At 45.9% G+C, this 13,621-nt stretch carries 14 protein-coding genes; 12 read left to right on the forward strand and 2 right to left on the reverse strand.

The features are described from left to right. Positions 1-158 precede the first annotated feature (158 nt). A complete protein-coding gene (locus tag SLH55_RS16635; protein ID WP_320324044.1) occupies positions 159-1,274 on the forward strand; it encodes an FAD-binding oxidoreductase in 1,116 nt (371 codons plus the stop codon). A gap of 94 nt (positions 1,275-1,368) precedes the next feature. Next, positions 1,369-2,925 carry an ABC-F family ATP-binding cassette domain-containing protein gene (locus SLH55_RS16640; protein WP_320324045.1) on the forward strand — a complete coding sequence of 519 codons (1,557 nt, stop codon included), beginning with the start codon at positions 1,369-1,371 and terminating at the stop codon, positions 2,923-2,925. Between the two features lie 469 nt (positions 2,926-3,394). On the opposite strand, the gene SLH55_RS16645 is transcribed toward SLH55_RS16640, so the two are convergent. After that, on the reverse strand, positions 3,395-4,078 hold the full coding sequence (locus tag SLH55_RS16645; RefSeq protein WP_320324046.1) for a GntR family transcriptional regulator: 684 nt from the start codon (positions 4,076-4,078) through the stop codon (positions 3,395-3,397). Between the two features lie 111 nt (positions 4,079-4,189). Beyond that, positions 4,190-5,032: a YitT family protein gene (locus tag SLH55_RS16650; RefSeq protein WP_320324047.1), complete on the reverse strand. Its 843-nt coding sequence runs from the start codon at positions 5,030-5,032 to the stop codon at positions 4,190-4,192. Positions 5,033-5,281: 249 nt separating this feature from the next. Here SLH55_RS16650 and SLH55_RS16655 point away from each other — a divergent pair, with 249 nt between their 5' ends. The 10 genes from SLH55_RS16655 (at position 5,282) to SLH55_RS16700 (ending at position 13,618) form a co-directional block, all read left to right on the forward strand. Beyond that, positions 5,282-5,737, forward strand: a complete 456-nt coding sequence (locus SLH55_RS16655; RefSeq protein WP_320324048.1) for a MarR family transcriptional regulator — start codon at positions 5,282-5,284, stop codon at positions 5,735-5,737. Positions 5,738-5,750: 13 nt separating this feature from the next. Beyond that, a complete protein-coding gene (locus SLH55_RS16660; protein WP_320324049.1) occupies positions 5,751-7,349 on the forward strand; it encodes an MDR family MFS transporter in 1,599 nt (532 codons plus the stop codon). Between the two features lie 313 nt (positions 7,350-7,662). Then, the gene (locus SLH55_RS16665; protein ID WP_413787106.1) at positions 7,663-8,988 is read left to right on the forward strand and encodes a phenylacetate--CoA ligase family protein; all 1,326 of its coding nucleotides are present in this window, start codon (positions 7,663-7,665) and stop codon (positions 8,986-8,988) included. Between the two features lie 73 nt (positions 8,989-9,061). Continuing rightward, positions 9,062-10,030 carry a 1,2-phenylacetyl-CoA epoxidase subunit PaaA gene (paaA, locus tag SLH55_RS16670; RefSeq protein ID WP_219167966.1) on the forward strand — a complete coding sequence of 323 codons (969 nt, stop codon included), beginning with the start codon at positions 9,062-9,064 and terminating at the stop codon, positions 10,028-10,030. A 16-nt stretch (positions 10,031-10,046) separates the two neighbouring features. Then, positions 10,047-10,403: a 1,2-phenylacetyl-CoA epoxidase subunit PaaB gene (gene paaB / locus SLH55_RS16675; protein ID WP_206852320.1), complete on the forward strand. Its 357-nt coding sequence runs from the start codon at positions 10,047-10,049 to the stop codon at positions 10,401-10,403. Then, positions 10,376-11,218, forward strand: coding sequence for a 1,2-phenylacetyl-CoA epoxidase subunit PaaC (gene paaC, locus SLH55_RS16680; protein WP_413787107.1), 843 nt, complete (start codon positions 10,376-10,378; stop codon positions 11,216-11,218). The genes paaB and paaC overlap by 28 nt, the downstream gene beginning before the upstream one ends. Positions 11,219-11,231: 13 nt before the next feature. Next, positions 11,232-11,711 carry a 1,2-phenylacetyl-CoA epoxidase subunit PaaD gene (gene paaD / locus SLH55_RS16685; protein WP_320324050.1) on the forward strand — a complete coding sequence of 160 codons (480 nt, stop codon included), beginning with the start codon at positions 11,232-11,234 and terminating at the stop codon, positions 11,709-11,711. 40 nt (positions 11,712-11,751) lie between these two features. Beyond that, positions 11,752-12,060: an EthD family reductase gene (locus tag SLH55_RS16690; protein WP_034760972.1), complete on the forward strand. Its 309-nt coding sequence runs from the start codon at positions 11,752-11,754 to the stop codon at positions 12,058-12,060. After that, positions 12,053-12,832: an enoyl-CoA hydratase/isomerase family protein gene (locus tag SLH55_RS16695; protein WP_320324051.1), complete on the forward strand. Its 780-nt coding sequence runs from the start codon at positions 12,053-12,055 to the stop codon at positions 12,830-12,832. The genes SLH55_RS16690 and SLH55_RS16695 overlap by 8 nt, the downstream gene beginning before the upstream one ends. Before the next feature lie 12 nt (positions 12,833-12,844). Then, the gene (locus tag SLH55_RS16700; RefSeq protein ID WP_320324052.1) at positions 12,845-13,618 is read left to right on the forward strand and encodes an enoyl-CoA hydratase-related protein; all 774 of its coding nucleotides are present in this window, start codon (positions 12,845-12,847) and stop codon (positions 13,616-13,618) included. Positions 13,619-13,621: the final 3 nt, after the last annotated feature.

Below are 13,621 nucleotides of genomic sequence, written 5' to 3' on the forward strand. Positions count from 1 at the left end.
AATGGTGAATTGGTACCTGGCACCAAACACCGGAAGCGTACCAGGCATCAAATGTACAATTTGTACCTGGTACACATGCCCTTGGCAAGCGTCCATCCATTGAGTTCATCTTTCCACTGAAGTAAAATGAAAGAAAAATAGGTGAAAAGGTGTTTTGCATGAAATCATATATTATCGTTGGTGCCGGCATTCTGGGAGCTTCAACTGCGTATCATCTTGCGAAGGCAGGAGCGGATGTCATCGTTGTAGACCGCAGGGATCCCGGACAGGCAACCGATGCGGCAGCAGGGATCGTCTGTCCGTGGCTGTCACAGCGGAGGAATAAAGTGTGGTATCGTCTTGCCAAAGGCGGAGCCAAATATTATCCGAGCATCATAGAACAGCTGGAAGCTGATGGAGAAACAGACACAGGCTATAAACGCGTAGGAGCCATCAGTCTACATACCGATGAACAGAAATTGCATAAGATGGTGGAAAGAGCGGAGAAGCGAAGGGAGGACGCGCCGGAAATCGGTGAGCTTACCCTTCTGACCGCAGAAGAAACAAGGCAGCGTTTTCCACTGCTTTCTGAGGAGTATCAGTCTGTTCATGTCAGCGGGGCAGCCAGGGTGGATGGTAGAGCGATGAGGAATGCCCTTTTAAATGGGGCTGAAAAGCACGGGGCAACACTGCGACAAGGAGAGGCCACGTTGTTAAACGAAGACAATCGGATCATTGGTGTCAAAATAGGAGACGAAGTATTTCGGGCGGACGGAGTCATCGTGACGGCCGGGGCCTGGGCGAAGGAACTCTTTCTACCCCTTGGAATCAACTTTCTCGTATCCTCCCAAAAAGCGCAGATTCTCCATCTGCAAGCAGGGGGGCAGGAGACCGATGGATGGCCGGTCGTCATGCCACCCAATGATCAATACCTCCTTGCCTTTCCTGAAGGAAGAGTCGTGGCCGGGGCCACTCACGAAAATGATGTCGGTTTTGATCAGCGGGTAACAGCTGGGGGGTTGCACGAAATTCTTCACAAAGCAATGGACGTTGCACCGGGAATTGGTGACAGTGCAGTCCTTGAAATGAGAGTGGGATTTCGTCCGTTCACACCTGGTTTCCTTCCCGTTTTTGGTGTCATGCCGGGATTGAATGATGTCTGGGTGGCCAATGGACTTGGCGCATCGGGCTTAACGGTGGGTCCATATCTTGGTTCGGAGCTTGCGAAACTGGTTCTCGGTGAACCTACAGAACTTGATCCAGCTGATTATGATGTAGCAGGGGCCGTAGAGTAAAAGAAGAAAAAACCACTCCCCCTATCTTCTATAGGGAATGACCCTTATAATAGAGGGAGCGAAATTTAGTTTAGGAAGAAAAGGTGTTTACGATATGAGTTTATTGACAGTCAAAAACTTAACACACGGTTTCGGTGACCGTGCGATTTTTAACGATGTATCTTTCCGATTGTTGAAGGGTGAACATATCGGCTTGATCGGTGCCAACGGAGAAGGAAAGTCTACATTTATGAATATCATTACAGGGAAGCTTGAACCTGATGAAGGGAAAGTGGAATGGGCGAAAAGGATCCGTATCGGCTACCTGGACCAGCATGCTCAGTTGAAGCAGGGGATGACGATCCGGGACGTATTGAAAACGGCCTTCCAATACCTGTTTGATATGGAAACAGAAATGAACGAGCTCTTTGCCAAGATGGGGGAAGCCTCTCCGGAAGAACTGGAAGAATTGCTGGAGGAAACCGGTACTCTTCAGGATGCGTTGACGAATAATGATTTCTATATCATTGATGCCAAGGTGGAAGAAATCGGCCGTGGCCTTGGCTTGGATGATATCGGATTGGATAAAGATGTCCACGATTTAAGCGGGGGGCAGCGGACGAAAGTATTGCTGGCCAAGCTTTTACTCGAGAAGCCGGACATCCTGTTACTCGATGAGCCTACCAACTATCTCGATGAGCAGCATATCAATTGGTTGAGACGCTATCTGCAGGAATATGAAAATGCATTTATCCTGATCTCTCATGATATCCCGTTCTTAAATAGTGTCATCAACCTGATCTATCATATGGAAAACCAAGAGCTGAATCGCTATGCCGGGGATTACCATGAATTCAAACGTGTCCATGAAATGAAGAAACAGCAGCTGGAGTCTGCATTCAAGAGGCAACAGCAGGAAATATCAGAGCTGAAGGACTTCGTGGCCCGCAATAAAGCACGGGTATCCACCCGGAACATGGCCATGTCACGTCAGAAGAAGCTCGATAAGATGGATATGATCGAGCTTGCTGCAGAGAAGCCGAAACCGGAATTCAACTTTAAACAAGCAAGAACCGCCGGCCGGGTCATCTTTGAGACGAAGGATCTTGTGATCGGGTATGATGAGCCGTTATCAAAGCCACTCAACCTCAAGATGGAACGTGGTCAGAAGATTGCTCTATCAGGAGCCAATGGAATCGGGAAGACGACATTACTGAGAAGTATCCTTGGCGAAATCAAGCCGATCTCCGGTTCAGTGGAGCTTGGGGATTATCTTCATATCGGATATTTCGAACAGGAAATCAAATCAAAGAACAATAACACGTGCATCGAAGAGGTGTGGAATGAATTTCCTTCCATGAATCAGGCAGAAGTGCGTGCAGCCCTTGCCAAATGCGGTCTGACGACAAAGCATATCGAAAGTAAGGTGGAAGTGCTGAGCGGTGGGGAAAAAGCGAAGGTACGCCTATGCAAGCTTATGAACAAAGAATCGAATGTACTTGTATTTGATGAACCGACAAACCACTTGGATGTCGAGGCCAAAGAAGAGTTGAAGCGTGCCTTGAAAGAATACAAAGGTACGGTGCTCTTAATCAGCCATGAACCTGAATTCTATCAGTACGTAGCGACAGAAGTATGGAACTGTGAAGATTGGACAACGAAATTGTTTTAATGAAAAAGCCGAATCCCTCAAATAACTAAACCATTCCATTTTGAGGTGCTTTTCATAATTGGTATATAAAAAAGTAGAACTCGCCGAAGTGAATTTTGGCGAGTTTCTTTGTTAGGAATACAAAAAACTGTTCATTAAGATCTCTTGCCCTACCAGCGAGAGTAAAATAAGCGGAGATTTTCCGGCTACGTTCAGAATGGAACTTGTTTTGGGGGTGAATAAGCGGAGATTTTCCGCTTATGAACAGAAAAATCACCCATATTTGTATGTTTTGAGCAAATAGACGGAATCTTTCCGTCTATTTCAGCTTTTATATAGATTCATAACTACTTAAGCGGAATTTTTCCGTCTATTTACCAGCCCTGGAGCTTAACCTGATCTCCTAACCGATAAGTGAAGTTTTGCCCACCTAGTCATGTGTCTATTAATAAAAATACACCTGACGGGATTCGGATTATTTACATTACAGCTATTCTTCCAATACGGATTCCAAAGAAGAATACCCATTTTCTTCTAATCGGAGATCATCGAAGCTATGCTTCATATGTAGGTCGATCAGTTCCAAGAGTGTCTGCTGATCCTTGTTTTCAATGGCCTTCACCATTTCCTCATGTTCACGGAATCGGACATTTTCCCCTGGCTCTACATGATAGAAAACATCAAATAAAAACAAATACACATTGGATTGGATAAGCATTTCATCCATGTAGCGAATCAGGAATTTATTCCCGCTTATTTTTGCAAGGAACAAATGAAATTGCTTATTAAGCTCGACATATTTCAACAGATCCTTTTGTCTATACGTTTCCTGTTCTTCTTCAAGAAACATATAAAGCTTAGATATATCTGATTTTCTAACTTTAGGCAGGCCGTACTTTACGGTTAGAAATTCGATTTCTTTCCTTAATTCAAAAAAAGAAATGATTTCTTCCCTGGTAGGATGGACGACGAATGCGCCACGGTTCGGAATGATCTGAACCAGTCCTTCTGCTTCCAGCCGTTTCAATGCATGTCGGATAGGGGTCCTGCTTACAGCCATCTTCTGAGAGATGATTTGCTCGACCAGCTGAGTACCGGGTGCGATTTTCCTCGCCAATAAGGCGTCCTTTAGATGGCTATATACTTTTCGTTCTGTGGTCTGTCTTTTCTTCACGGTCATCATCCATTCAATCGAATATTTCCTTTTCTATCATATATGAAAAAGAGGCCAATCCAAAATCAGGTGCCTTCTATACAGAAGACACCTGACTTACGAACCAGCCTTTTAAGCGAATGATTTAAAATTATTGCCCCAGATTTCGTTCATGCTGTGTACCGTAATGAATGCTTTCTCATCAGTACATTGAATATATGATTTTAACTTGGAGAAGTCCTTGCGGCCGACAATGGTCGTGATGACTTCTTTCTGGTCATCGGAAAAGGCGCCTTTGGCTGAATGCACCGTAGCTCCTCTTTCAAGGTCTCCAACAATATATTCTTTGATTTCTTCGCTGTATTCGCTGATGATGACTACTTCTTTGTTTTCGTTGAAGAATTGAAGGGTGCGGTCAATCATCATCCCTTTCAACAGCAAGCCGAAGAATGCATATAATCCGACCTGAAGGCCAAAGAACCACGCAGATGCAACAACAATGAGAACATCTGAAGCAAGAACGGCACGTCCCAGTTCAAGTCCGGTAAATTTGTGGATGATTTTCGCCAGGACCCCTGTACCTCCGGCGGAAGCACCCTGATTAAATATCATGGCGACTCCGATAGCCCCAATCAACGTCCCGATGACAATTTGAATCAGGACATCATGTCCGATTGGATTCTGAAGAGGATGGAACACCTCTAATCCCCACACCATCCCGCTGAGGGAAAGACTCGCGAAAACAGATTTCAGGCCGAAACTTGGACCGATCAATATCAGCCCAAGAATGAATAACAACATATCCAGTGTAAACATGATGACGCCGACAGGTAAGTCCATAAATTGAGCAAGCACGATGCCTGCTCCGCTCGTCCCGCCTGTGCCCACCTTATTGGGTGAAAGGAAAAAATGTATATTCAATGCGATTAAAAACGCACCAAGAGATATGTTTAATAAAGAGTGAACTTGTTTCATTATGGAGCACGCTCCTTTTGAGTAACGGTAGTTTGAAAAACAATCAACCCGATTATAAAGAGTGTATAACCCCCTGTAAATGATAAATTCTTATGAAAGCATTTACGTATAAAAGTTTTTATAATGCATGTTTTCTGACATTTTCGCTGCCGAAAATAGGGGAGAAAAATTGGTTGACTTTTTTACCTAAGGTGATTAATATTTAAACAGGTTAAATATTAAATGAATGAACAGAAATGGAGGGTGAACTTGGACCCGGAACAAATCCAGCAATCTTATATAGATCGTTTGTTTACAGCATTTCACGTAGCGAATCGTCATATTCAGCAGGAAATGTCACTTGCATTGAAAGATATGAAATTAACAGGTCCTCAGTTTTTCATCCTTTATCTCTTGTCGACTTCAGAAGATATGAAATCGACGGAACTGGCTGAGAAGTTAGATGTAAAGCCAAGTGCAATCACCGTCATGATCGATCGACTGCTGAAGAATGATTTGGTCCTGAGACAAAGGGATGAAAGGGACCGCAGGATTGTAAAGCTGCAGCTCACTTCACTCGGTCGAGAGATTTTCGAGAAAGCGAAAAGGAAGAGAAGAGAGATATTCTCCCGTTACCTTGCTTATCTCGATGAAGAGGATATCGATCAGCTTGTCACGATTTACGAAAAGCTGGCCACAGTAATCGAGAACAATACAGAAGAATAAGGAGAGAACACATATGTCAGTACAACCAGGAATCAACAGGCGTTTAGTCCTGACCGGTTTGATCATCGGAATGTTCTTCAGTGCCCTTGAACAAACGGTAGTCGGGACGGCGATGCCGACGATCATCGCCGAACTGAACGGCTTTTCCATCTTTGCGTGGGTAACCACGGCTTACTTAATCACATCCACTACAGTCACACCGATCGTTGGAAAATTATCGGATTTATACGGACGAAGATTATTATATTTAATCGGGGTCATCATCTTTATCATCGGGTCAGGCTTATGCGCCACGGCCACTTCCATGGAGCAACTTGTGTTATACCGTGGTCTTCAAGGAATTGGTGGAGGGATGATCATGCCATTATCCCAGACGATCATCGGAGATATCTTCACGGCTGAACAACGTGCGAAATGGCAGGGAGTATTCGGGGCTCTATTCGGACTGAGCTCTGTCATCGGTCCATTCATCGGAGGCTTCATCGTCGATACGATCAGCTGGCACTGGATTTTCTTGATTAACGTACCATTTGGCTTATTATCAGCCCTACTATTATTCGTCGGCCTGAAATATGAGAATGTCGGTCGCCCGACGGATAAGGTAAGCATTGACTACCTCGGAATTATTACCTTGATTCCTGCACTTGTCCTCTTATTGATTGGACTGAACTTCGGCGGGGATAAATTTGAGTGGGTTTCAGGAACGAGCTTCCTGCTATTCGGAGGATCCATCGTATTACTTTTAGTCTTTGGTTTCATTGAAAAGAAAGCGAAAGAACCGATCCTTGATTTAAGCCTGTTTAAAAATCGGGTATTTGCCACAACGAATGCCTTAGGTTTCCTTCTCGGGTTAGGAATGTTCGGAGCGATCATGTTCGTGCCGATGTTCATGCAGGGTATTCTCGGTGTGACACCGACTCAAGCGGGGTCTACCATGACGCCAATGATGATCTCACTAATTGTGGCCAGTATCATCGGAGGTAGATTATTATTAAGGCTAAAATACCGTACCGTGCTGACGGCCGGTATGCTGATCACAGTAGTCGGATTCTTCTTAATGAGTACGATGGGTCCTGCTTCCAAAGAATATACGGCGTATATGTATATGATTGTCATGGGATTCGGAATGGGTCTTGTCATGCCGACACTTATGATCGCGGTTCAGAACGAGTTCCCTAAATCCCGACTCGGGGCGGTCACTTCATCTGCAACCTTCTTCCGTTCCATCGGGGGAACGATCGGGATCACCGTTCTGAATGCTGTCATGAATCAATCTCTTCAGGAAAATATGAAGGATGTGGCAGAACAGGCGAAAAATCCTGCTGCAGGTCAAATTCTGAGCGGACTAAGCGAAAAAACGGACGCCTTGTTCGGACTGCTCGTGACACCAGGCTTGTTGGAAGTGCCGAAAGAAATCGGAAGCATTGTTATTTCTTCGATTGAAATGGCATGGTCCGATGCGTTCACAACCGTCTTCCTGACCGGATTGATCTTCATTGCCATCGGTGTTGGAGTGGCATTGTCGGTTGGAAATGGAAAAATTAAGCGTGATAAAGAGTTACAGGAAGAAGCGCAAAGGGAAGAAACGGTCCTTAAACCAGCTACTGAATAATATGAAAAAGCCTGCTTTGGATGATTTCGAAGCAGGCTTTTTGTTATTGCCTCATGGGTTTCGATTGGGGTGGATTTCAATTTTATCATCGAAAATTAAAATATATCAGCGAATTCTCGATATCAGCAGTTCCCCCAAATAAATACCCAAGCCAATCTCCCTCTTCTTCAATTATTAAATTTTCTGAAAATATATTGACAATTTTCAGCATTCACGTTATCTTTTGAGTAGTTAAATATAACACATATTTTTATAAACGAATAAATAACGTTATATAAATATATTTTTATATCATGACAGGGAGGCAAATACATTGATTTTGCATGAGATAGAAACGGCAAGTCGATCGCAAATGGAACGCCTTCAACTAGAGAGACTTCAACAAGTTGCTTCAGTCGTGTATGAACGGGTTCCTTTTTACCGGGAGCAATTTGAGAGAAGGGGTATCAAGCCCGAGGATATAAAGTCTTTGTCAGACTTAAAAATGTTACCGCTTACAATAAAGAAAGACCTTCGTGATCATTATCCGTTCGGACTGTTTGCGGTAAAGCGTGAGGAAATGGTAAGGGTACATGCTTCTAGCGGTACGAGCGGAAAGCCTACAGTCGTAGGCTATACCCAGAATGATATTGATATGTGGGGCAGAATCGTCGCCCGCGCCATCGCAATGGCTGGCGGTAAACCGGGGGATGTTCTGCATAATGCATATGGATATGGACTTTTTACCGGTGGACTGGGCCTGCATTATGGAAGTGAGAAGCTCGGGATGATCACGGTACCGGTGTCAGGGGGGAATATGTCAAGACAGATTACATTGTTGGAAGATTTTCAACCGACAGTCATATGCGGGACACCGTCTTACGTTCTGAATTTAGCCGAATCCATGGAGGCACAAGGAAAGGATCCCGCTTCCCTGTCCATTCAATATGGAATATTCGGCGCCGAGCCATGGTCGGATGCAATGAGGAAGACCCTTGAGAAGAAGATGGGTATTAAAGCATGCGACATCTACGGCTTAAGTGAGGTCATCGGACCCGGTGTTGCCATGGAATGTCATGAGGCAAGGAACGGCCTTCATATTGCAGAGGACCATTTTCTTGTCGAAGTCATAAATCCAGATACGCTTGAGCCTCTGCCGGAAGGGGAGGTCGGTGAGCTTGTGTTTACGAGCTTAACGAAGGAAGCCTTCCCGATCATCCGCTACAGAACCGGGGATATTGCGTCGATCCAGCATGGAACCTGTTCTTGTGGACGGACAACCGTGAAGATGTCCCGGGTGAAAGGAAGAGTCGATGACATGCTCATCATCAGGGGTGTGAACGTGTTTCCATCTGAAATGGAGCACTTTCTGCTTCAAGTACATGAGTTGGCGCCGCATTATCAGGTTCATCTAAAGAAAAAAGGGGCTCTTGATACAGTTGAACTTCAGGTGGAGGTCACGGATGAATGCTTCAAAGGGGTGTCTCAAGATTTAATGCATGAAGGAATCAAGGATCTGGAATCCAGGGTGAAGAGCCTGATGAAAGATCGCTGCTACGTTTCCATGGATGTGAAGATCCGGGGTCCCAGAGAAATTCCGCGATCGGAAGGAAAGGCCATCCGGATTGTAGATCTTAGAGGAGAAGCCATGCTTCAATAATTTTTTTTGAGAAAAATAGTTATCACAAAATTCACGAGCATCGTGATAACCGTGTGATAAAAGGAGGGCTACGATGAGTGACGTACTATCAAATCAACCTTTGACGGAAGAAGAACGTATGGCTCATTTTATGAAAAAAATCGAAAACAACGAAAAGATCGAAGCTGATGACTGGATGCCGGATGAATACCGGAATGCACTGATCAAATTGATTTCCATGCACGGAATCAGTGAAATCATGGGGGCACTGCCCGAGAAGGAATGGGTCCCGAAAGCGCCGACCCTCAGACGAAAGCTTGGGATCATGGCCAAGGTTCAGGACGAGATGGGTCACGGGCAGCTTCTGCTTCGAGTGGCGGAAGATCTGATGAAGCCTTATGGGAAAACAAGAGAGCATATCATGAGAGATTTGTTTTCGGGAGATTTAAAGTTTCATAACGTGTTTCATATGGAAGCACCTACCTGGGGAGACGCTGGATTAATCGGCTGGCTTGTGGACGGAGCAGCAATCATCACCCAAACGAATATGCTCCATGCATCCTATGGTCCGTATGCCCGTGCGCTAAAGCGGATCTGCGCGGAGGAAGTGTTCCACGCCCAACATGGTGAGGCGATCATCATGGCCCTCGCAGAAGGTACTCCTGAACAGAAGGCGCTGGTCCAGGATGCGGTGGACCGCTGGTGGGAATCCCTGCTTATGTTCTTTGGACCGGGAGATGCGAAGACAACCGGATCTTCCAAACAGGACATCACGATTAAGTACAACATCCGGACGAAAACGAATGAACAGCTGCGTCAGGACTTTTTCACGAAATATGTACCGAGGATCCTGTCGCTTGGGCTGACCCTTCCGGATGAAACGATGTACTTCGATGAAGAAAAAGACTTATGGATCTATAAGCAGCCCGACTGGAGCCGCTTCAAGGAAATCATCCGAAATAATGGACCGAAATCGAAGGAACGCCTTCGTTTGAGGGAGTTATCCTACGACAACAATGCATGGGTACGGGAAGCATTAAGCCCTGGTGACCAAGTAAGTTAGAAGGGAATGAGACAGGATGTCAGATAAGGGGCAGAATTTTTATCAGGAGTTTGAAGTGTTTAGTAAAAGGACGGACGGGGCACAGATGCAGCATCAATTCAGTCTGCTTGCGCCAAATCATGAACTTGCCATGGTCATGGCCCAGGAGAATTTCATGAGAAGGGAGCCTGTTTCGGATATATGGGTCGTGAAGCGGTCGGATGTGCGGATGATGACACCCGAAGAAAGAGAGAGTGTCTCGCGACTTGATAATAAAGACTACCGGAACGCCAAGGGCTACGGTTATTTGAAAAAGAAGTGGAGACAGTACGAACAGGAAATGCTTGATGAGAAGGAAATCATGTCATGGGGAGAGTTGGTGAAGAAGAAATGAATGTGAAGAGTCCGAATGACATCCCGAATGCAGATTATAAGGAAGCCCTTTTGAGCCTCCTATATCAACTGGCGGATGACGATTTCATCCTCGCTTACCGAGGTTCTGAATGGCTGGGCCTCGCTCCCCATATCGAGGAGGATGTTGCGTTTTCGTCTATCAACCAAGACACGATGGGCCATGCGACGATGTTTTATCAGCTCCTTGAAGAGTTGGGAGAAGGAGATCAAGACCATCTCGCACATGGCCGTAAAGCAGGTGAAAGAAGAAATGCGATCCTGCTAGAAGAAGTGAACGGACCAGGAAACTATATGGAGGAACCCCGTTACGATTGGGCTTTCGCCGTTGTTAGACATTATTTCTACAGCGTGGCGAAAAAGGTGAGGATTGACGCATTAAAGAATTCCTCCTATGAACCACTTGCCGAAATGGCCATCAAGATCAACACGGAATTATATTATCACCTCATCCACTGGAAAACCTGGTTCATCCAATTATTTAATTCAGGCGGAGAAGCAAGAGAGCGGATGAATAAGGCGATTGAACGCGTGCTGGATGAATTCCAAGGAGTGCTCACTTTAGGTCCGGAGGGGAAAGAAATGTCCCTTATGGCTCTGATCGAAGGAGAAGAAATCTTAACGAAACGGTGGGAACTGGCCCTCGAGCCGGTCTTCAGATCCACTCAACTATCCTTTCCCCCGAATATAAGCATGAAAAAGGGGAATGGACGTTTAGGTGAGCATACTCCTGAATTAGATGCAGCGTTATCGACATTAAGCGAAGTCTATCAAACCAATCCCGCAGCAATCTGGTAAAGGATGAGGAGAAATGACGGCAACCGTATTAGATGTTCTTCAAACAGTGAAAGATCCTGAAATTGATTCCATCAGCATTGTGGACCTTGGTATGGTCAATCGGATTCATCTTGGTGACGATACCCTTGTCATCGAACTGCTTCCCACATTTGTAGGGTGTCCTGCACTGGACATCATTAAAGGGAATGTGGTGAAGGCGTGCAGGGAGGAGCTGGACATTCAATCCGTACAGGTGGAGTTCGTCTATTCTCCGCCATGGACATCGGATCGTCTGACGGTGAATGGACGGGAGCGGCTGAAGGAATTTGGCATCGCGCCTCCTCCTGAACATTTCACAGGGGAAGAAGATTGGCAGATTCACTGCCCGTACTGTGACTCCCCTTATACCTCCATGGAGAACCTGTTCGGACCGACCGCCTGCAGAAGCATCCTCTACTGCAAAGAGTGTCGGAACCCGTTCGAAGCCATGAAACCCATATCCACGATGATGTAAAACCTATTAAACTATTGAAAATTAAAGGAGAGATTCCATTATGGTAAAACTGATTGCATTATACAAGCACCCTGAAAACAAAGAAAAATTCGATGAGCACTACTTTAACACCCACGGTCCAATCACGGCGAAGATCCCTGGACTGAAAAAGATGGATGTTACTCGCATCGTCGGTTCACCTATGGGCGGGGAGGGCAAATATTACTTAATGTGTGAAATGTACTACGAAAGCCATGAAGCACTGAAGGCAGCCATGAAATCCGATGAAGGAAAAGCTTCCGGGAAGGACCTTATGGGCTTCGCCGCAGATCTCGTCACCCTAATGATCGGCGAAGAAGTGAATGAGTAAAGAGTATGAATATATCGTGGTGAGCGAGAGGGACGGACTTGGCTTCATTGAATTGAACAGACCGAAAGTCCTGAACGCCATCAATCGTCCCATGGTATCTGAGATCGTCCATGCTTTCGAGGCATTTGACCGGAACGACCGTGTAAAAGTGATGGTGTTATCGGGTAAAGGAAGAGCGTTTGCTGCAGGGGCAGATATTGATGAAATGGCAGAGGACGGCGCCATCGATCTGGAGCTACTGAATCAATTCACCGAATGGGACCGCCTTGCCTGGATCAAGAAACCGATCGTCGGTGCGGTTCAAGGGTTTGCCTTGGGCGGAGGATTCGAGCTTGCCCTTTGCTGCGATCTTCTCTTTGCCGCTGAAGATGCGGGTTTCGGGTTTCCTGAAGTGAATCTCGGCGTCATGCCGGGAGCAGGTGGAACCCAGAGACTGACGAAGCTGATCGGAAAATCCCGTGCCATGGAGTGGCTGTTGTCAGGAGACATGTTCACAGCGACTCAAGCACTCCAATGGGGAGTCATCAACAGGACGATCCCGAAAGAATTATTAATGGAAGAAACCGAGAAATTTGCTAGGAAATTAGCTGCAAAGCCACCGCTTTCCCTTCGCCTGATCAAGGAGTCCGTTCATAAAGCCGTTGATTCCTCAATCTATGAAGGAATGCAATATGAGCGTAAGAATTTTTATCTTCTTTTTGCCTCTGAAGATCAGAAAGAAGGCATGAAGGCTTTCGTGGAAAAACGCAAACCTGATTTCAAAGGAAAATAAGGAGGCTGCAGCATGTTCGAAACGATTAAGTATGAAGTGGAAAATAACGTAGCCTGGATCACCTTGAACCGACCGGATAAGTTGAACGCATTTATCCGTCAACTGAATCTGGAAATTCAGAAGGCGATCAAAGAGTCTTCGCGAAATGAAGAAGTGAGGGCGATCGTCATCACCGGGGAAGGCAGGGCCTTTTGTTCGGGGCAGGATCTGAGTGAAGTGGATGAAAGTATGGATCACGGTGAAGTACTCCGGAATAACTACGGACCGATGGTGAAGGAAATTGAGCAATGCGAGAAGCCGGTGATTGCCGCGGTCAATGGTGTGGCGGCAGGAGCTGGATTCAGCCTGGCACTGGCTTGTGATTTCAGGCTCGTGTCAGAGAAAGCAAGTTTTGTGCAGGCATTTGTACATGTCGGATTAGTCCCTGATTCAGGGAATCTGTATTACTTATCTCAAATTGTTGGATACGCGAAGGCATTGGAGTTGGCCGTATTTGGAGAGAAAATCAAAGCGGATGAGGCAGAAAGGCTGGGCATTGTCACGAAAATCATCACAGTTGATGAATGGCAGGAAGAGACAGCTGCCTTTGCCGAAAGGATCGCCTCCATGCCAACGAAGGCAATCGGTTTGATGAAGCGGTTATTGAAGGGCAGTGGAGATCTATCCTTCAACGAATACTTAGAAAAAGAAGCCTGTGCCCAGCGGATCGCTGGCAAGACACAGGATCATCTCGAAGGTGTGACAGCCTTTTTGGAAAAAAGAAAGCCAGCCTTTCACGGAAAATAATTC

The organism is Rossellomorea sp. YZS02, from assembly GCF_033963925.1.
GTDB lineage: Bacteria > Bacillota > Bacilli > Bacillales > Bacillaceae_B > Rossellomorea.